This window comes from Butyrivibrio sp. VCB2001 (genome assembly GCF_000423965.1).
Taxonomy (GTDB): domain Bacteria; phylum Bacillota; class Clostridia; order Lachnospirales; family Lachnospiraceae; genus Butyrivibrio.
This window is the reverse complement of the sequence record NZ_AUIZ01000003.1, coordinates 195,271-215,804: the sequence shown is the minus strand read 5'-3', so window position 1 is coordinate 215,804 and position 20,534 is coordinate 195,271. Positions and strand designations below refer to the sequence as shown.

Below are 20,534 nucleotides of genomic sequence, written 5' to 3'. Positions count from 1 at the left end.
GTCGAAATATAAAACAAAAAGATCCATTTGCATTACGCAAACGGACCTTGTCTATCTCAAAATCTAATTATCCCGGTGTTTTGGTATTTAAGATATGGCACAAAAAAAGCACCTATCCGGAATTAGAAAAGATCTGAAGTAGAATGATACGATTCGCGCAACGCAAATAACACCCTTGCGGGTTAATTACTGCTATTACTTACTGAATCAATATCACCTATTCAACATCCCTCTCTACCTCCAAATTGTGCTTGGAAACTAACCACTTACATTTGTAACATGTTTATCTGACTTCGTCAACAAAAATCAGAAACAAATTTATGCAGGATCATAGATATCTGATAATTACGTATGTCAGAACCAGAGCGATCAGGAACACTACATTCACTGCGGTGAAGACCAAAAGATATTTTCCGCTCTTTTCCTGATACTCTTTGCTGTAAGCTTTATATGAAATAAGTGAAGCCATGGAAGCAATGAGTGTTCCAAGACCACCTACGTTAACTCCGATAAGGAGTGACTTGTAGTTGATAGTAAAGCCGGAGAGCATAAGAGTTGCAGGGACATTGCTGATTATCTGGCTGAGCGCAACGGATATTCCAAACTCGCGACCAATCAAGACTTCTTGTAGGAACGAACTGATAACTTCAATTCTGCCCATATTTCCGGTGAAGATGAAAAATCCGATAAAGGTCAGGAGCAGAATATAGTCTGCACGGAAAAGAATCTTGTAATCCATGCCTCCAACAATTACTAGAACGATGATCGCAAATACGTACCAGGGAAGGATCCTTACTACTGTTAAAAGAGCTATCGCAAAAAGCACAGCGTAGATGATGATCTGGCGCTTACTTTCGAAATGACTGGTGATGGAAGAATTGTTGCTCTTCTTAAGGCTCTTTTCCCTGCCTGGTATGATAAGGAGGCCGAGAACAAGGAGAACTGCAGAGACAAGAGAAAAGGGCAGCATGATCATGACAAAGTGGTCAAGGCGCATGCCTGTAAGTCCGTACAGATACAGGTTCTGGGGATTACCGATGGGAGTCAGCATGCTTCCCAGGTTTGCTGCAACTGTCTGAAGAACAACGGTTGGAATCATCATATCTTCGCGTTCGCAGTCATGAAGTATCATCAGAGCAAAGGGAACAAAGGTGATGAGCGCCACGTCATTGGTGATCAGCATACTTCCGAAAAAGCACATGAAGATCAGCATCGCTGCCAGCTGCCAGCTCTTTGTGACTTTGGATAAAAGAAATCCCGCAATCCTGTCAAATACTGAATTCTCTTTAAAGCCCTGGATGATAACCATAAGTCCCCAGAGAATTCCCAGAGACCTGAAATCTATATAGCCAAGGTACTCTTTGCCCGGGTGAACAAAGAATGCAGAGATAATAGCCAGTATCCATGCGATACACAGAACGGTGTCGATTTTACGTATATTTTTAAAAACTCTTCCCATGTTTTTTTCCTCGAATTCTAAATCTCAAAACGACGAAATAATACCACAAAAATGTGTCTTTTTGCAAGGATTACATTGTGTTATGTTAGTAATAGGGAGAAACAGCCATGAATATCGACATTCAGAAGATCACTGAAGGGGAAGAGAGCATTGTCATCAGGTACAAGGAACCGAGCCCTACAGTTGAGAGAATAATAGGAATATTGGAAGGCGGCGACGGCAAGCTCTGGGGCAGGACAGAGTCGGGGAGCGTCTCCATTGAACTGGGAGACATATTATATCTGGAAACGGTGGACGACAAGCTCTTTGCATATACGACAGATGTTGTGGCCAGGATTGAAGGGACACTGGTTTCCTTTATGAACGAAGTTAAGGATGAGACGTTTTTCAGGTGCAGCAAGTCCATGATCATAAATGTTGGAAAGGTCAGAGCACTAAAGAGCCTTTCCTCCAACAGGATCGACGCCACCATGGAAGGCGGAGAACACATCATGATCTCAAGAAGATATGCTGTGGATTTCAGAAGACTATTGAAAGGAGAAAGATGAGATGGGTGATAAAAAGAAAGACAAGTCGCGTGTTACCTTGTGGGAGCTCTATCTCACAAAAGAGATCGGCATAGAATTTAAGGCCTGTCTCTACTTCTTTGCTATACTGTTCTTCTACTGCGTGGTGAGGATTATTGGTGGCTCTTTTGTTGCGGATATGCTGCACATGCTGGAGATGATACTTGCGTGCTACGTGATAGGATACATCCAGGTTTATCTGTTATGGAACTTTGATGAGGCGGATAGTCTCGGGGGAAAAGAGCTGTTGGGAATGGTGATATGCACGGCGGTTTATAGTGTATTGTCATATGTCTTTAAGTGGTTTGACAGGAACCTTACGGCTACGTTCATATTTGCAGCGTATGTTTTGCTTTGCTATATCTGTGTCTATTTTATATATAAATCAAAGCGCTATATCGATGATAAAAGACTCAATGAGGACCTTCGGATATTCCAGTCCGAACATAAAAAGTGAATCTTAGGGGAATTAAAGTGCACCTTGCGGGAACAGCCATTGTTCCCGCTTTTTCTTTGTGTTAATCATAAATTAAGGATACGAAAATGATGATAAACAGGAGGGGAAAGATATGAGTAGTGTGGTTGAAATTAAAAACCTTACAAAGAGCTACGGAAAAAACCGCGGAGTCATAGATGTCTCTCTTGGCATTGAAGAGGGTGATATATTCGGGTTTCTTGGACCAAACGGCGCCGGGAAGTCCACGACAATCCGCTCTATGCTGGGATTTCTTAAGATCAACAGCGGAGAAATAAAGATACTTGGAATGGACAGTATTAAGCAGCATGAGGAGATTCTAAGGAATGTGGGCTACATGCCATCTGAAGCCTGGTTCTACGATTCCATGAAGGTTAAGGATGTCATTAAGTATGCAGCGGATGTCAGAGGCCTTGACTGTTCTACCGAAGCTGAGAAATTATGTGAGCGATTAAAGGTTGATAAGGATAAAAAGATCAAGCAGCTCTCTTACGGAAACAGAAAGAAAGTCAGCATAGTCTGTGCAATGCAGCATAGGCCAAAGCTCTTTATATTTGATGAGCCGACGGGAGGTCTGGATCCTTTGATGCAGAGGACATTCTTTGAACTGGTCAGCGAATACGTGGACGAGGGGGCGACATGTCTTTTGTCCACACACGTACTTACTGAGGTCAACAAGTACTGCAGGCATGCGGCCATCATGAGAGAGGGAAGGCTCACAATGCTTGAAGATGTTGGAATTGATGACGATACGTTCCTTAAGTTCTATGAAGATTAAAGAAAGGAGGCAGCTATGAAACACATATTATTTAGAGAATTAAAGCTTAACTTAAAGACATTTCTTATATGGAGTTTATCGGTAGGACTCATGGGCCTTGTCTGCATCCTTCTTTATCAGAGCATGGAAGGCGACATGAAGGACATGGCGGATATGTTCTCCAACATGGGAGCGTTTTCCGATGCTTTTGGTATGAGCACTTTGAGCATTGCGACGATTGAGGGATTTTTTGCGACGGAGGTCGGCACGGTACATGGCCTTGGAAGTGGCATGTTTGCTGCAATTCTGGCGATCGACATCCTGTCCAAGGAAGAGGATAAGCACAGCGGAGAGTTTCTGTTCTCGCTTCCGGTTTCAAGGAGCAAGGTTCTTGCAGCAAAGGGTGCATGCGTGGTTATCCTGCTCACACTGTTTACTGTAATCTGCGCTGTATTCTATATCTGCGGTTTTGTTTACCTGGGGGAAGATGTTCCGACTCAGGAATTTACTGCATTCATGCTCAGACAGTTTTTGATGAACATCGAGACTGCAGCAATATGCTTCGGAATCTCTGCATTTTCCGGAAAGAGCAAGATGGGTATGGGACTTGGAATAGTGCTGCTTTTCTATGTGTATGATCTTATGGGACGAGTTGTTCCGGACCTTAAGGATTATCTCTTTATCGGACCATACTCTTACGCGAATGCATCTGAGATTTTCTCGGGAATAGAAGTAGAAGCCTTGGCTCTTGTTATGGCAGCTATAGTCACTGTCTGCTGCGCAGCCCTGGCGTTTGTAGTCTTTAATCGCAGAGATCTCGCCAGCTGACAAAAGTGAGCACTTTTTGTCGGGAGAAGTATGTACAAGACCTCTATACTAAAGTTACAATCAAGTTGGAGGTTACGTATGAACTGGACAAAAATCATTGAAGACGCCATAAAGTTTATCGAGGAGAATATCACCGAAGATCTGACAGTTGGCAGGATTGCTAAGGAAGTGAATACATCCGCGTTTTACTTTCAAAAGGGCTTTTCTATGCTGTGCGGATACACTGTCGGAGAATACGTCCGGATGAGAAGGCTCTCTCTTGCAGGAGAAGAACTGACTTCTTCAGACATCAAGGTGATTGACCTTGCCATGAAGTATGGCTACGACTCGGCAGACAGCTTTACCAAGGCGTTTACAAGATTTCATGGAAGCACTCCAACTGATGTAAGACAAAATGGTGCAAGCATTAAAGCTTTTGCGCCGCTGCATATTAAACTGACATTAGATGGAGGGAAAACAATGGAGTACAGGATTGAGAAAAAACCGGCATTTAAAGTAATGGGCGTTTCGAAGATCATTGATTATGGTAATGGCTACAGCACAATACCTAAGTTCTGGGATGAGGTATTTGCTAATCCGGCAAACAAGATCATGGGCGTTTACGGAGTATGCCTTGATGATGAAATCAAGGGTGATCAGTTCCGCTACATGATCGCAGATGATTACGACGAAGACAAGGCAAAGTCAGAAGGCTATGAGGTAAAAGAGATCCCGGAGTACACCTGGGCTGTGTTCCCATGCAAAGGTGCAATGCCACAGGCTCTGCAGAGCGTTAATACACAGGTCTTTAATGAGTGGCTTCCTGCCAGCAGTTATGAGATAGCTGCCGGATTTAATATTGAATTCTATACGGATGAAAAGAAGTATGCTAAGGGATCGCAGAATCCTGAGTATTACTCAGAAATATGGGTTCCAGTGAAAGCTTAAGAAAAAATGAGTCAAAGTGAAACGTCCCCGTTGACTCAAAATGAGTCAAAGTGAAACGTCCCCAGTGACTCAAAACGTCCCCAGTGACTCACAAGCCATGCGCGACGAGGAAGCAGAGCTTCCTCTCCGCGGGCTGGCGCCCTATAAAAAAATAGATAATCCGACTCGATTGTGAGTAAACTCCCACGAGTCGGATTATCTATTTTTTTGCACGGCTTGTAGCCTTCGCGAGTGTTCCCGATGCGATTCGAACGCACGACCTTTCGCTTAGGAGGCGAACGCTCTATCCTGCTGAGCTACGGAAACATGCACTAAGTATATTATCACAATGCGCTTTGTAAATCAAGGCAGGTATGTAGTAGAATAGGACCATGAGACATGGTAAAAGAGATTTCGGAAAACGCCTGAAGGCCATAATGACAGCGACTTTACTAGCGGCAGTTATGCTGCTTCTTTCGGCGTGCGCAGGATCGGAGAGGAAGCAGGAGATTGAGGAGCTCTCAAGCAGCTATGCTGTACCTCAGGAGAAGCAGCTTATTGTCTACACTTCCCACAAGGAAGAGGTGTATCTTCCGATCATCCGGGAGTTTGAAAGCCGCACAGGGATATGGGTTGAGCTTCACACAGGCGGTACGACGCAGATGTTTTCCGAAGTAAAAGAGGCTTCAGAACAAGGCCGCTGCGACATTATGTTCGGCGGTGGTATCGAGAGCTATGAGGCGGCAAAAGATCTTTTCATGCCTTATGAGCCTGTCGAGAGGAGCGCTCTGGATCCTGACTATGTGGACGATGAGAACCGCTGGATTCCATTTACCGAGCTCCCCATCGTATTTGTCTACAACAAGAAACTGGTATCCTACTCAGAACTTCCCACTACCTGGGAAGAGCTCTTTGACAGCAAGTGGAAAGGGCAGATTGCCTTTGCTGATCCCAATAGTTCAGGAACCAGCTATACGATATTATCAACTATGGAGCAGCTCTTTAACGAAGAGCCCCAGAGTCTGGTACCAAGGTTTTATGAGCAGCTGGAAGGAAGGATCCTCCCTTCTTCAGGACAGGTTATTCCCGAAGTTTCGGATGGAAGTTTCCTTATAGGAATAACTCTGGAAGAGACGGCCAGGAAAGCCATGGATCAATATGAAGATATTTCCATGCTCTATCCGGAGGACGGGACCAGTGCCGTTCCCGATGGCATTGCCATGGTAAAGAACGCTCCCCACAGTTATAACGCGGGTAAGTTTATTGACTTCGTGGTTTCCTACGACACCCAGAGATACGCCACCGAGAACTTCTACAGAAGATCCGCAAGGCGTGATGTGGGCAGCAAACGTGGAAATACTGAGACCTTCATAAAATTTGATGTGGAAAAATCCGCCAGGGAAGAGGAAGAAGTCTTTTCCCTCTGGAATGCCCTAGCCGGGCAGGAAGGAGAGTGAGTATGGGCTTTGTGAGACAATCCTTCAAGCGGCAGATTTTTGTGGTGTTCCTAGCAGTAACTCTTTTCCTTGTAATATTCGGAGGCGTACTGACAATCCAGGGCTTCCAGGCCAGGATAAAGAGCGATTACGAAAAGAGAGATGCGGAGCAGGAAGCCGTAGCTATAGGCAAGATAAATGACATTTTGACAAAATCAGAGCAAACCCTGGATGCCATTGCAGACAGTGAAGTACTCATAAACTCCTTCTATAAGGGAAGGAAGAATTCTATCGCCATCTATGCCGATCTTTACGAGGCAACCAGACAGGTGCGCTCCTTTGCGCAGGTGGATCTTTACATGGGAAGTCGCTGTATGTATTCAACTGCCAGCGGCTCTAAACCCGCAGCACTTCCGGATTATTACGGTGTGATCAGACAGGCAGTTCAGGGAGGAGGCCATACAGTCTTTTCCCAGGATATAAGTAGTAGCACAGAAGACGAAGGTGATTTCCTCATAGCAAGACTGATGGTTGATAAAGAGGAGCCGGGAGTAGCCCTTATCAGGATCGATCAGCAGGTGCTCAGAAATCAGCTTTCAAGTTCCATAAACGCCAGAGACGGCTTCATGCTGACCGGAAGCTTTCTTGAACCGTACTGCCTGGTGGGCACAGCTGAGGACGGAAAAGACCTGTCAGCGATCCGCAGCAATTTGCAAGACGGAAAGCTCTACACCGATGGCTTCCAGAAGAACATTTACATAAAGCAGCTGGGCAATACAGAACTTCTCGGAATTTACGTTACGCCTCCGGTCTTCGATGAATCCGCAGTAAGAGCCAGTTATCAGATCATCATTTTCCTGGCTATCATCAGTGTCCTTATCTGCCTGATAGTTGCCAACCGAATGAGTAACTACGTGGCCAAGCCCATAGGAACACTGGCAGCAGGTATGAGGCGCTTTAGAAAGGGAGACTTCGATGCCAAGATAGAGCTGAGCAGAGAGGATGAATTCGAGCAGCTTGCTGTTGGCTTTAACAAGATGACTACCCAGTTAAAAGACACTATGGAAGAGCGAGTGGCTGCTGAGAGAAAGGTCAACGAGACCAGGATCGAGATGATGCAGGCACAGCTAAATCCGCACTTTTTGTATAACACCTTGGATACCATCAAGTGGGTTGCCAAAGCAAATCATGTGCCGGAGGTTGCGACCATGTCGGCGTCACTTGCCGGGATCCTCAGGACCAGTATTTCCCAGACTCAGTTTGTAAGGCTCTCGGAAGAGATCAAGCTGATCCAGAACTACTGCGACATCCAGAGGATAAGATTTGACGATAAGTTTGACATTACCATAGATATCCCTGAGGATGTGATGCAAGCCATCATCCCGAAGCTTATCCTGCAGCCTATCATAGAAAACGCCATTATTCACGGCATGGACGATATGGACAACGGCCATATTTATGTGGCTTCCATCAAGGAAAAAGGTAAGGACGGATCCCCTGACCTTCTTAAGATTTCCGTTCAGGACAATGGAAAAGGTATCAGCGATGAGATGCTGAATGCCCTTAACAACGATGATCCGGAAACTCTTAAGGGGCACCTGGGTCTTAACAACGTGAACACCATCATAAGACTTTACTACGGCAAGGAGTACGGAGTTATGGCCGTAAGACCGTCGGAGGGTGGAACCATCATGATAGTTACAATTCCTTATTCGGAAAAAGAGCCGGTGAAGGAAGAGGAGAGAAATGACAAGAGTACTGATAGTTGATGATGAAAAATATGTGCGTATGGGAATAAAGAGTGAGACCGACTGGGCTCTTATCGGATGCGAAGTTGTCGGAGAAGCTGCCAACGGCATTGAAGGCCTTGAAGCGGCTGAGACTCTGCGCCCGGACCTTGTGATCTCAGACATTCGCATGCCCAAGATGGACGGCATAGAGATGGCAGAGAAGATCATTGAGAAATGTCCCGGTACCAAGGTGATATTTCTTACAGCCTACAACGAGTTTGAGTATGCCAGGCAGGCTATACGAATCGGAGTATCGGATTATCTTTTAAAACCCTTTCAGGACGGTGAGCTTGAGGGCTCAATCCAAAGGCTCCTTCACCTCCATCCCAATGCGCCGGCATCAAACGCTGAGCTTGAGGAGCAGCTGATTCCGCTCAAGACGAAAGATGAGGTTTCAAACCGCTACGTTCAGACAGCCATAGAATATATTGAGAATAACTATGTTGACTCGGGATTTAGTATCACCAAACTTGCCGAGGCCATGAGCGTAAGCGAGGGGCATATTTCAAGGCTTTTCAAATCAGAGACCGATCAGTCCATAAATAACTACCTCACCAGATACAGGATAAAAAAGGCCATGGACTACCTGAAGGATGTAAACGTGAAGGTCTACGAAGTCGCAGAGAAGGTAGGTTATTCTGACATCGCCTACTTCTCCAACACCTTTAAAAAGCTGGTGGGCAAAAACCCATCAGACTATCAGACCAAAGGACTTGAATAATAACTTGACTTAGCCGTACGACGAAGATTATACTTAAATTAAGTAAATTTGTTCGTACGGCTAAATTTTTGCCTACATGTAATAACTTGTTCGTACGGCGAAGAGGAGATGCCATGAAGATAACCGATGCAAAGAGTTTTGGAAATGCATTAAGGAAGCGCAGAAAGGAACTGGGCTACACCCAGAGCTATATCTCTGAGTTTACAGGTTTCAGTGTAAGTTTTCTTTCTGACCTTGAGAACGGCAAGAGCACAGCGGAACTTGGAAAAGCACTTTATTTGGCAAGTATCCTTGGGCTGGACCTGACTATGGAAGCAAGGGGATAAAAATGAGAACATACAACGTTGGTCTTGAGATAGGCGGGAAACAGATAAAAGTAGGAACAATTGAAGGAGAGTCCTCAAATAACGCGCAGTTTAAGTATTCTGAGGAGTTTCTGTCAGGCTCCTTTGCACATCCGATATCAATATCGTTGCCCTTACAAAAGGAACCTTTTTCTCCTGAAGCAACCCGGATTTTTTTTGATGGCCTTTTACCCGAAGGTTTCATGCGCAGGGCGATTGCAGGAAATATGCACTTTGATGAAGGAGATTATCTTTCAATCCTTTATAATCTGGGAAAAGAGTGCCTTGGTGCCCTCAGGGTTTATCTGGATGAAGAAGATAAAGATATTTCCTATGAGCCGCTTTCTGCAAAACAGGTGGAAGAACTTGCTTCAGAGGGAGCGACAAAATCCACGGAACTGGTTATAAAGACTCATCTGTCACTCACCGGAGCATCAGGCAAAGTGGGGCTTTATTATGATGACAAAGAAGACTCGTGGTATCTGCCGGTGGGGCTTGCTCCCAGCACTCATATAGTAAAACAGAGTCATATAAGGCTTGATGGAATCGTAACCAATGAGCAGTTATCTATGCTTACTGCTTCAAAATGCGGAATAAAGATTCCTCAAAGTTTCATTATAAACATGGGAAAAGGTTTGGATTCCCAGGTGCTCTTTGCAACAAGAAGATATGACAGGACCTTCGAAGGGGCAGAAGAATATGTTGATGGTCTGAAGCTGCCCCATAGGATCCATCAGGAAGACTTTGCCCAGGCTATGGGAATTGCCTCTTTTGACAAATATGAAAAAGAAGGGCAAAACTATGCGCAGAGAATGTTTGAGATACTAAGGCTCTACGCAATCAATCCGCTTGAGGATCAGCTTTCTCTGTGGAGAAGAATTGTATTTAACTACGTAATAGGAAATACAGATTCTCATATCAAGAATTTTTCTTTGCTTTACAAATCTGACCTCTCCGGGGTAAAACTGGCTCCGGCCTATGATGTTATAGGGACGCTGATTTATGAAAGTGCAACCAGAGAAATGTCTTTTAACATAGGCGGAATCAGAAACATAGATGAAGTTACAAGAGACAGTTTCCGGACTATGGCGGGAATGGTCGGACTTGGAGAAAAACCTGCGATCAGGGTATATGATGAAGTGCTGGAAGGATTCGAATCTGCCATAAGGGAAGCATCGAGGGAACTTTCCGACATCGGATTTGAGAATGCCACAAGCATAGGTGACAGAATTCTTTATAGCAGGAAAAGAATAATTTAATAAAATTTGTCATTTTTTTACAAATAATATCAGAATTGTCATCTCAAAATAAATATAAACAAAATCTACAATGTACTTACAGAGCAAACAAACGCCCGTAAGTACATTTTTTTGTACAAAAAACAAAGGGTTAATGTAAAAGGAGGAAATGAAAAGTGAAAAAGAAAGTATTATCTACAATCTTAACTTTCACAATGGTAGTTTCAGCGCTGGCTGGTTGCGGAAGCGCAGCAAGTACACCTGCAGCTACAACTGACACACAGGCAACATCTGATGCAGCTCCTGCAGCAGACACAGCAGTAGCAGAGAGCGCACCTGCAGAGGAGCTCACAGGAATCGATGCCATCATCGCTGAGGCTGAGGGCATGACAATGGAAGAGCTTGCCAAGAAAGCTATCGAAGAGTCAAACGGAAAGACATTCTACGGCGTAGGAAACTCCAGCCGTGGTAAGTCAGCACTTCCTGTTTTCATCGAGTATCTTCAGTCTATCGATCCTTCATATTCAATGGAATTCGAGTGGCAGCAGCCCAAGAACAACAAGATCTTCGAGCAGCTTACATCCGATTCACTTAAGAGCGAAGGCACATTTGCCATGACTCTTATCCAGGACGGTAACCAGATCCAGTCCAAGATGGTTGACACAGATATCCTTAAGACTTTCGTTCCTAAGGAGTGGGCAGAGGCTAACGGAACAACAGCTGATGCTTACGAGGGATTCCTTCCTCTTCAGACACTTAACAAGGTATTCATGTACAACAATCAAGGAACAGCAACATACACAAACTGCTGGGACTTCGTATATGAAGGTTCACACCCTCTTTTCATGGGCGTTGACTCTGAGATCGTAGGAAAGAACTTCCTTATGATGCTCACAGAAGATAAGTACGCAACATGGCTTAAAGAAGCTTATGACAAGCTTGACGATACAAAGAAGGCATACTTCGAGCCTGAAATCCAGGCTATGCAGGCAGATGCCAGCGACCTTGGACTTGGTGCAAACGGCGCTTACGCCCTTGCATGGATCAAGCTCTGGGTTAACAACTACAACGAGCAGACCGATGACGGCCCTATCTGCAACACACTTGTTGATGCATCAGCTAAGGACCAGGCAGGCCTTCTTGTTTACTCAAAGCTCCGTTCAGTTGAGGAGTCAGCTACAGTATCAGTTAACAACATCAACGTAGCAGCTTACCAGGATGGCTACACAGGAATCGGTGGATACGGCTACTGCCACTACCTCTTCCTTACAAAGAACTCACCACTTCCTTGGACAGCATGCGCATTCATCGCATTCATGACATGCACAGAGGCAGGATTTGAGCCTTGGGGTAAGGATATGGGTGGATATTCATCAAATCCTAACGTTGCAAAAGAGGTTGAAGAGAAATTCCAGCACTCACAGGGCGGCGGAGATGAGTTCCCTGCAAAGAACGACCGTGGTTATGACTGGTGGACAACAGACGGCGAGCTCGTTCTTGAGGATCCTGCATACTGCTCAGAGGTTTCCTTCACAGTAGGAAGCTGGATTGACGTACTTGATCACTACGCTCCGGGCGAATGATAAACAACCATATGGTCACAAGGGCTTAATCAGCCCTTGTGATTTTTAAAGAGTAACTGACAATTATAATGGGATGCTGTACTAGACTCGAAAGGACCTCGTCAAGTACACACCCATGGCTCGCACTAGGTTCGTAAAAACCTCACCAAGTGCTCTGCTCAAAGGAGACAACATGCAGACAATCGCAAAACCAGACAAAAGTGCGATTTTCAAGAATAAGGTAAAGACATGGTTTTCCCAACCTCAGAATATAATACTTTTGCTGTTTGGGATTGTTCTGACCTTCAGTACTGTCGCACCTATCATCGCAATTGTAAAAGACACCTTTGCGATCCATCCCGGAACCATTGATCAGCATCTGACCAAGAGAGTATCCGGATACACAATAGTTAACTACACAGATCTTTTCACAAGTAAACTTGCAAAGACAAACCTCTGGATACCGCTTCTTAACACGGTCATCCTCTCAGTACTTACCTGCTTTATATCAATCCTGTTCGGCGGACTTTTCGCTTTCCTTGTAACAAGAACAGATATGAAGTTTAAAAAGTACTTAAGCTCCATCTTCATCTTCCCTTACATCATGCCTCAGTGGACACTGGCTGTTGTATGGCAGCACATGTTCTACTCAAACAAGGTTACGGGAACATCTGATGGACTTCTGGCAGCGATCTTTAATGTGTACTTCCCACACTGGTGGTGCCAGGGAGTATTCCCAAGTGCCATGGTACTAGGACTCCACTATGCACCCTTTGCCTATATCCTTATAGGCGGTATCTTCAAGAACATGGATGCCAACCTCGAGGAGGCAGCAACCATCCTTGATACACCGAAGTGGAAGATCATGTTCAAGGTAACGCTTCCAATGATCAAGCCGGCTATTCTTTCAACAATCCTTCTGGTATTCGGAAGTGCAATGGGAAGTTACCCGGTACCACACTATTTGAACCTTACAACACTTTCAACCAAGTACATCTCCATGAACAGTAAATACACCGGAGAAGCTTCAATCCTGGCAATCATCATGATGGTCTTCGGAGTACTGATCCTTGGAATGAACCAGCTCTCACTAAAGAGTCGCAAAAACTACACCACCGTAACCGGTAAGTCAGGTCAGCTCACAAAGCTTACGATCGGCAAAGTCGGAAAATACCTTGTGGGAATAATCTTCATCATCATCACATTCTTCACAAGTATCTGGCCCATCGTTCTGTTCGCTCTTGAGACCTTCCTTCCAAACCCGGGTGATTACAGCTTCCTTTACACAGGAAACCTTGCACACCTGACAAACAAGTGGTGGGTAACTAACGAGAACATTACAGAGAACGGTATGTACGGTCAGCCGGGTATCCTCTATAACAAGACCATCTGGCATGCGTTCTTCGGAACATTGTTCCTGGCAGTTGTCTGCGCACTTATCGCAGGAACCATCGGAACTCTGATCGGATACGCCGTAGCAAAGAAGAGAAGAAATAAGTGGGCCAACTATGTAAACAACGTAGCATTCCTGCCCTACCTTATGCCTTCGATCGCAGTTGGAGCAGCGTTCTTCATCCTCTTCTCCAACGAGCACATCAATCTGTTTAACACATACACACTTCTGATCATCGCAGGTGTTGTAAAATACATACCATTTGCTTCGAGAAGTTCACTGAACTCAATGCTCCAGATCTCCAACGAGCTCGAGGAAGCAGCGATAATCATGAACACCTCATGGATAAAGAGAATGACCAGGATCATCATTCCGATCCAGAAGTCCTCTATCATAAGCGGATATCTTCTTCCCTTCATGACATGTCTTCGTGAGTTGTCCCTGTTCCTTCTTCTCTGCACACAGGGCTTTATCCTTTCAACTACACTTGACTACTTCGATGAGATGGGTCTTTACGCATTCTCAAGTGCCATCAACCTGATCCTCATCGTAACAATTCTTGTATTTAACACATTAGTAAACAAGCTGACAGGCGCCAGCCTTGACAGCGGCATAGGAGGAAAGTAATCATGCCGGAAATCATTTTAGAAAATATAACAAAGCGTTGGGGAAAGTTCTTCGGCGTAGATAATGTAAGCCTTAATATCCCGGACAATTCCTTTATTACACTTCTCGGACCTTCAGGCTGTGGTAAGACTACAATCCTTCGTATGATCGCAGGCCTTGAGACACCAACAGAGGGAAGGATCACCATCGGAGATAAGGTTGTCTTTGATTCAAACGCAGGTATCAACGTTCCTGCCAACAAGCGTAAGGTGGGATTTCTTTTCCAGAACTACGCCCTCTGGCCTAACATGACAGTTTACGAGAACATCTCTTTTGGTCTTAAGAACATCCACGAGGAAATGCCTGTACTTGACGTTGAAGCCAAGCAGGCAGGGGACCTTATAAGAGCCCTTCAGAACGGTAATAAGGTAAAAGAGATTGTTGAGGAGTGCCGTGATAAGAATGGCAAGCTCGATGAGAACAAGGCTTACGTTAAGCTCATCGACAACTACAACCTCTCTATCTATACAGCAAAAGAGCTCTATGCTATGGGAATTCATACAGCTTCCGATGCATCGGCTGTTGCAAAGACCAAGCTTTCAGAGTATGAGAGCAAGCTCTCAGGCATTAAGAGCAGATATGAAAAAGAAGGCAAGAGCCTCAATGATAAGTACGAAGTAACAAAGAACGGAGAGCCTGTGATCGAGAACAGAAAGCTCTCCAAGGAGGAGATAGATTCAAGGGTAAGAGCATGTTCAAGGATCGTTAAGATCGGTATGTTCATGGACAGATACCCTGCAGAGTTGTCAGGCGGACAGCAGCAGAGAGTTGCTATTGCCCGTACCCTGGCTCCGGAGCCACAGGTTCTTTTCATGGATGAGCCTTTATCAAACCTTGATGCCAAGCTCCGTCTCGAGATGAGATATGAGCTCCAGAGACTCCATGTTGAGACAGGATCAACCTTCGTCTATGTAACACATGATCAGATGGAAGCTATGACACTTGCAACCAGGATCTGTCTTGTAAGCAACGGTGTGCTTCAGCAGTACGCTGCACCTCTTGAAGTTTACAACAGACCTGCAAACCTCTTTGTTGCTGACTTCGTAGGAAATCCTTCCATGAACTTTGTTGATGCAAAGGGAACTCAGGGAAGTGACGGAAGTCTTTCTCTTGATATCCTCGGCGGAATCAAGGCAAGATTTGTTCCCACAGAGAAGATGGACCTTACAGAGTGGAGAGCAGCAAGGGATAAAGAGGCAGCAGATAAGGCTGAGTTCGAGAGACAGAGACTCCTTCAGAAGGGTGCTGTAGAGAAGAGCAATAAGGACGAGGTATTTAAGTACCATGTTCAGAAGGTGGAAGAGCAGGATGATTCAATCGTTGATGAGCCTGTTATCACTGATGAGGACTTCGTTATTGGTATCCGCCCTGAGGCAATAGACATCGATCCCAACGGAAAGATCGACACAACCATCTACGGTGCGATGCCTACAGGTATGGAGTCAACTCTTAAGCTTAAAGTAGGTGAGTTCCTTCTTACCAGTGTTATCTTCGGTGGCGTGATCTATCAGATCGGCCAGGAAGAGAAGATCAATATCAATGGAAAAGACATCCTCCTTTTCGATAGAAGATCAGGTAAGCTCATCTGCGCAGGAAGTATTGAACTGTAATAAAAAGACGCCAAGTAATTCTATAACAATAAAAAGAGCGGAAGGCCAAGGCCTTTCGCTCTTTTAAAGTGTCACTCTTTTTCTTTCTTTCTGGTAGTGTCTGCCATGAACTCCCTCGCCTTTTTCATGGATCTGAACTTTGCGAGGTACATATATTTGCCCATTACCTTCCAGTCATTCTTTTCCATCAGCTTGTAGACTACGATGGATTTGCCGTACTTTTCCAGCACTTCTTCATGACTGAGGTCGTAGGTAAACCTGTCTTTCCTTCCGGTGTAAACGCAGTAGTACTGCTTCTGGATCTGAGGCTCTTCTTCCTTATTGCCGCTGACAATCTTTGCGTAGATGTTGTAGACATCGCAGGAACCGGCATAGTTCATCATGTCGAGAGTATAGCCTCCCGGCGGACGCATGTTGTGTTCAAGGATTGAGAAGTCACCTTTCTTGCCGATGCCGGGATAGTCTCTGTCAAGGCAGATGAGCTCGATGTGGGCAAAGCCGGCTTTGGCTTCCAAGGCCTTGATAAGCTTTGTACAGAGCATGCGCACGTTGTAGGGAACCTCCGGAATTGTTGTGTAAACAAGATCCTCATCGTTGGTGACAGCATCCAGTATGGGGTCGCAGTCCATAAACTGCTCAAATACGATATCGCCGCTTTGGTCAATGATGACGTTATAGGCGTCGATTCGTCCGTAGAGGAATTTCTCCATAACGTATGGAACATCGGGAAGGTTTTTAAAGAACTTCTTTACCATCTTGTCGTTTTCCAGCTTCCAGGTGGAGGAAGCACCAACACCGATATCGGGTTTTACAACAACGGGATAACCCACTTTGTTTGCAAACTTAAGGGCACTTTCAAGGTCTGTTACGTTGATCTGAGGAGCTGTAGGAAGCATCTCATGTATATAGATCCTGTGCATCAGGGACTTCCTGATGTAGCGGTAAATGCTATCTCCCTTTACACCGGTGTTTACATTAAAGTCTTCTCTGAGTTTTGCATCTGACGGAAGCCAGAACTCATTGTGGGAATCGATCCAGTCTATCTTGCCGTATTTAAAAGCAAAGAAGGCCACTGCTCTGTATACCTGGTCGTAATCCGCAAGGGAATCCACTTTGTAATACTCAGTAAGGGACTCGATGATCATAGGAGATAGCTCATCGTAAGGAGCATCCCCTATGCCAAGCACGGTCACGGACTGCTTGTTTAGACAGTTGCAGAAGTTTTCATAACACTTTGGAAAGTTGGGCGATATAAAGATATAATTCATAAGCTTCTCCTTTGGTCAGATACAGGCCCGAAACTGATCCACTCTTTTACCGGATCGTCACCTTTATTAGCGTTTAGTCTTATATCGATAGCTACCCACAGTATGCAGATGATCTCACATATCGGGAAGGCGTACCAGGCGCCGTTTATGCCCATGATACTGATGAGGATCACTGCTAGAGCTGCGATCATGAGATTCTCAGCAATGGAGAGGATGTTTACAAGAGTTATCCTCTTCTGGCACTGATAGACTCTGAGCAGGATCGTCAGTACCGTGTTAAATACCAGAAATGACGGGAAGATAAGAAGCATGTCCCTGGTCATCAAAAAGGCCGGATCGCTCTTGTCAAAATAGAAGGAGGATATCAGGTAAGATCCCGCCATAAGGAGAATTGCAAGAAAGGCGGACAGGATGATCCCTATTTCCATGGCAAACTTAAAGGCCTCTGAAAAGGTCTTTTTATCCCTGCTTCCAAAATACAAACTTCCAAGGACCAAAAAGGTTCCGCCACATCCCTGTGGCACAGCTCCAAGGAAGCTGCAAAGAGAGTTCTGTACATTAGCTGTAGCGATGGCAGAAACACCGAAGCTCTTCATGAGAGCCCAGTTGAGCACGTAGGCCTTTATTACAGTGCCAAGAGTAAACATGAGATTCGGAGAACCAAGCTTAACAGCTTCTGCCACGGGCTTAAAGCTAAGGAGCTTAAAATCTATTCGAAGCATTTTTTCAGAATTTATAAAGCCCGGCACAAGGAGAAGCGCCGATAAAATATAGCTTACGGAGGATGCAAGGCCCATTCCGAATACGCCCATATCAAAGAAGATGACAGTTATGAGGTCAAGAGCTACATTCGATACGATAAGGGCTGCAATGCCGACATAAGATCTTTTTGTGTCGCCGTTTAGCGGAAGGAAGATCATCATTATCGCCATCAGCACATCGCCGATAAAGCCCGGTGAGTACCCGAGAATATAATCAGCAAGAAGGACTTCTGTTGCCGGATCGGCTCCAAGCAGGCGTGATAATGGGAACCTGAAAACGACGCAGATAAGCGTGGTCAGGATACATAAGAGCCCCGCGATAAAGATACAGGTGGAAAAGAGTGAGCTGGATTTCTCCTTATCTTCTTCTCCCAGAGCAGTACTGCACAGGATCTCAAACCCGGTTATCAGGATCATAAAAAATCCTACAGCCGAGATGATGGGGGCAAACAGACCAATTGCGCCAAGGGCCTCTGACCCTATGTACCTTCCGGTGATGATGCTGTCTATAAGAGAATTTGTGGCAGATACCACAATGCCCAGAATCTGGATGGGAAGGAGCTTTAGATATTTATTTATGACCTCTTTTGAGATATGTTTCATTTCTTCTTAGGCCTTTCTGCAGGCTCTGCAACTAGTACGATAAGGCTCCGGGATTCGATATCAATATAGCCGCCGTCGCCGATTCCGGGTTCTTCTTCATCGGCTGTATAGGCATATACGCTCCAGGTCAGGCCTTCAGGTATGATGGGAAGTCTAAGGCTTTGTCTCTCCCAGAAGGCATTTACTCCGCAGTAGATAAAAGAGTCTTCTGAAGGTTCACAGTACATGAATCCGAAAGTCAGGAACGGAGCGTTTTCATCAAGGCTCCAGGGCTCTGTCCCGTGGAAGGACAGGTCGGGATAGCCGCCTTCTTTCAGGCTTCTTTCAGGAGCTTCTTTTCTGATGATGGGATGGGCGTTCCTAAGAGCCGTCATCTTTTTATAAAAGTCCAACACGTCTTTGTGCTTTTCCATGTTTTCCCAGTTGATCCAGGAAATCTTGCCGTCACGGCTAAAGACGTTGTTGTTCCCCTGCTGGCTATTTCTTATTTCATCTCCTGCGAGCATCATGGGAGTTCCGCGGCTTAGCATCAGGAGGGCAAAGAAGTTTTTTACCTGTCTGTTTCGAAGTGCTTCTGTTTCAGGGTCATCTGTAGGCCCTTCTACTCCACAGTTCCAGCTGTAGTTCTCAGCGATTCCGTCGCTGTTGTCCCACCCGTTTTCAAGGTTGTGCCTCTCGTTGTAGGAGACAAGGTCGTTCATGGTAAAGCCGTCATGGCAGGTGACATAGTTAACGGGACTGTGAGGGCATGTGCCTCCAAATATATCCGGAGAGCCCTTGATCCGTCTTATCAGCTCAGGGCCGGCATCAGCATCGCCCTTGATAAATTTCCGGACACAGTGTGAGAACTTGTCGTTCCATTCGCCCCAGTGACCGGGAGCAGGATAGGAGCCCACCTGGTAGAGGCCTGAAGCATCGATTGCCTCTGCAATAAGATAAGATGAAGACAGGATGGGATCCAGGGAAATAGCTTCAAGAACCGGAGGGTGCTCCATAGGGGTTCCGTCAACTGATCTTGAAAGCACAGCGCCTTCATCAAATCTGAAGCCATCGATGTGGTACTCGGTTTTCCAATACCGCAGGCAGTCCAGGATAAAACCGATAACTATAGGGTCATTACATTTAAAGGTGTTTCCGCAGGCGGTAAAGTCCTTGTACTCCCCGTTTTCTCCAAGGATGTAGTAGGTTCTGTTATCAATTCCCCTGAAGTTGTAGGTATCTCCCAAAGGCGGAACATATTCGGCAGTGTGATTAAAGACCACATCAAGGATTATCCTGATGTCGTTTTGATGCAGCTTTTGCACCATGGTCTTAAACTCTGAAACGGCCTTGGTGGCAGCGCCTCCCTTGGCGTAGGCAGCTTTGGGGGCAAAAAATCCTACAGTGTTATAGCCCCAGTAGTTGTATAAAGTCTTTCCTTCAAAGGTTCCGTTGTATTCAAGGTCATCAAATTCAAAGGTTGGCAGCAGCTCAATGCAGTTGATGCCCAGCTCCTTTAAGTAAGGAATCATCTCAACAATCCCGGCGTAGGTTCCTTTGTTTTTTATCATGGAGCCACAGTCCATGGTAAAGCCTCTTACGTGAAGCTCATAGATCAAAAGGTCATCAAAAGAAAGCTCTTTTAGAGCATCATCCTTCCACTCAAACTCCTGCGTCAGGATCTTGCCCCGAAGAGGCTTCGATATGTCTTTTTGCCAGATCTCTCTTCCGGTGATTATTTTGGCGTAGGGATCCAGAAGACAAAAAGAGGGGTCAAATCGAAGTCCCAAGGACTCATCGAATTTCCCCCCAAAGCGATACGTATATGATATTTTTTCAGGATCAAGTCCGTAGATGGTTATCGAGTAGTTACTTCCGCTTTTAAACTCCCCCGGAATCTCAATACTTGCGAAAGCTTTTCCGCTGTCCTTATAAAGCTCTAGCGTGCAGGACGTAGCGTCTCTTGAATTTACGGAGAAGTTGATCCCGCCGTCATTTGTGAGACTGACACCGAACGGAAGCGGATTTCCGCGCTTACACCTGATCCCGTCTATTGTTTTATACATAGGCAGATCTGCCTTTCTTTTAAAGTGCGACCACTATAATTTTATCAAGCTATGGTAATTTTATCCACGAATAAACAGTAAAGTTTATAGTATGTTTATATATCGC

17 protein-coding genes and 1 tRNA gene are annotated in these 20,534 nt (G+C 45.3%); 13 read left to right on the top strand and 5 right to left on the bottom strand.

The window, feature by feature from the left end; genetic code table 11:
* Window positions 1-328: 328 nt before the first annotated feature.
* On the bottom strand, window positions 329-1,459 hold the full coding sequence (locus G589_RS0105670; RefSeq protein WP_026521405.1) for an SLC13 family permease: 1,131 nt from the start codon (window positions 1,457-1,459) through the stop codon (window positions 329-331).
* Between the two features lie 107 nt (window positions 1,460-1,566).
* Between G589_RS0105670 and G589_RS0105665 the strand changes: the two genes are divergently transcribed.
* The 5 genes from G589_RS0105665 to G589_RS0105645 all read left to right on the top strand — a co-directional run bounded on the left by G589_RS0105665 (window position 1,567) and on the right by G589_RS0105645 (window position 5,012).
* On the top strand, window positions 1,567-2,007 hold the full coding sequence (locus tag G589_RS0105665; RefSeq protein ID WP_026521404.1) for a LytTR family DNA-binding domain-containing protein: 441 nt from the start codon (window positions 1,567-1,569) through the stop codon (window positions 2,005-2,007).
* 1 nt (window position 2,008) lies between these two features.
* Window positions 2,009-2,482, top strand: a complete 474-nt coding sequence (locus G589_RS0105660) for a DUF3021 family protein (protein WP_035775459.1) — start codon at window positions 2,009-2,011, stop codon at window positions 2,480-2,482.
* A 112-nt stretch (window positions 2,483-2,594) separates the two neighbouring features.
* Entirely contained in the window at window positions 2,595-3,278 is a 684-nt protein-coding gene (locus G589_RS18985) for an ABC transporter ATP-binding protein (RefSeq protein WP_035775457.1), read from the top strand.
* Between the two features lie 15 nt (window positions 3,279-3,293).
* Window positions 3,294-4,085: an ABC transporter permease subunit gene (locus G589_RS0105650; RefSeq protein WP_026521402.1), complete on the top strand. Its 792-nt coding sequence runs from the start codon at window positions 3,294-3,296 to the stop codon at window positions 4,083-4,085.
* 78 nt (window positions 4,086-4,163) lie between these two features.
* Window positions 4,164-5,012 (top strand): AraC family transcriptional regulator, encoded by an 849-nt coding sequence (locus G589_RS0105645; RefSeq protein WP_026521401.1) that lies wholly within the window; start codon window positions 4,164-4,166, stop codon window positions 5,010-5,012.
* Between the two features lie 232 nt (window positions 5,013-5,244).
* On the opposite strand, the gene G589_RS0105640 is transcribed toward G589_RS0105645, so the two are convergent.
* Window positions 5,245-5,318: transfer RNA gene (locus G589_RS0105640), tRNA-Arg, on the bottom strand.
* Between the two features lie 65 nt (window positions 5,319-5,383).
* On the opposite strand from G589_RS0105640, the gene G589_RS0105635 reads away from it, so the two are divergent.
* From G589_RS0105635 to G589_RS0105600, 8 genes are all read left to right on the top strand, one after another.
* Entirely contained in the window at window positions 5,384-6,448 is a 1,065-nt protein-coding gene (locus G589_RS0105635) for an extracellular solute-binding protein (RefSeq protein ID WP_026521400.1), read from the top strand.
* A 2-nt stretch (window positions 6,449-6,450) separates the two neighbouring features.
* A complete protein-coding gene (locus G589_RS18980; RefSeq protein WP_051192200.1) occupies window positions 6,451-8,196 on the top strand; it encodes a sensor histidine kinase in 1,746 nt (581 codons plus the stop codon).
* Window positions 8,174-8,938 carry a response regulator transcription factor gene (locus tag G589_RS0105625; RefSeq protein WP_026521399.1) on the top strand — a complete coding sequence of 255 codons (765 nt, stop codon included), beginning with the start codon at window positions 8,174-8,176 and terminating at the stop codon, window positions 8,936-8,938. The genes G589_RS18980 and G589_RS0105625 overlap by 23 nt, the downstream gene beginning before the upstream one ends.
* Before the next feature lie 113 nt (window positions 8,939-9,051).
* Window positions 9,052-9,264 carry a helix-turn-helix domain-containing protein gene (locus G589_RS0105620; RefSeq protein ID WP_026521398.1) on the top strand — a complete coding sequence of 71 codons (213 nt, stop codon included), beginning with the start codon at window positions 9,052-9,054 and terminating at the stop codon, window positions 9,262-9,264.
* 2 nt (window positions 9,265-9,266) lie between these two features.
* Window positions 9,267-10,541 carry a HipA domain-containing protein gene (locus G589_RS0105615; protein ID WP_026521397.1) on the top strand — a complete coding sequence of 425 codons (1,275 nt, stop codon included), beginning with the start codon at window positions 9,267-9,269 and terminating at the stop codon, window positions 10,539-10,541.
* Between the two features lie 155 nt (window positions 10,542-10,696).
* On the top strand, window positions 10,697-12,103 hold the full coding sequence (locus G589_RS0105610) for a hypothetical protein (RefSeq protein WP_026521396.1): 1,407 nt from the start codon (window positions 10,697-10,699) through the stop codon (window positions 12,101-12,103).
* 172 nt (window positions 12,104-12,275) lie between these two features.
* Window positions 12,276-14,102: an ABC transporter permease gene (locus G589_RS0105605; RefSeq protein ID WP_026521395.1), complete on the top strand. Its 1,827-nt coding sequence runs from the start codon at window positions 12,276-12,278 to the stop codon at window positions 14,100-14,102.
* Between the two features lie 2 nt (window positions 14,103-14,104).
* On the top strand, window positions 14,105-15,751 hold the full coding sequence (locus G589_RS0105600) for an ABC transporter ATP-binding protein (protein WP_026519163.1): 1,647 nt from the start codon (window positions 14,105-14,107) through the stop codon (window positions 15,749-15,751).
* Window positions 15,752-15,822: 71 nt separating this feature from the next.
* On the opposite strand, the gene G589_RS0105595 is transcribed toward G589_RS0105600, so the two are convergent.
* Genes G589_RS0105595 through G589_RS0105585 form a run of 3 tightly spaced genes read right to left on the bottom strand, consistent with a single transcriptional unit; the run spans window position 15,823 to window position 20,428 of the window.
* Window positions 15,823-17,019 (bottom strand): ATP-grasp domain-containing protein, encoded by a 1,197-nt coding sequence (locus G589_RS0105595; protein WP_026521394.1) that lies wholly within the window; start codon window positions 17,017-17,019, stop codon window positions 15,823-15,825.
* Window positions 17,016-18,383 carry an MATE family efflux transporter gene (locus G589_RS0105590; protein ID WP_026521393.1) on the bottom strand — a complete coding sequence of 456 codons (1,368 nt, stop codon included), beginning with the start codon at window positions 18,381-18,383 and terminating at the stop codon, window positions 17,016-17,018. Before G589_RS0105590 ends, G589_RS0105595 begins: the two co-directional genes overlap by 4 nt.
* Window positions 18,380-20,428 (bottom strand): glycogen debranching protein, encoded by a 2,049-nt coding sequence (locus tag G589_RS0105585; protein WP_035775446.1) that lies wholly within the window; start codon window positions 20,426-20,428, stop codon window positions 18,380-18,382. Before G589_RS0105585 ends, G589_RS0105590 begins: the two co-directional genes overlap by 4 nt.
* Between the last annotated feature and the right edge of the window lie 106 nt (window positions 20,429-20,534).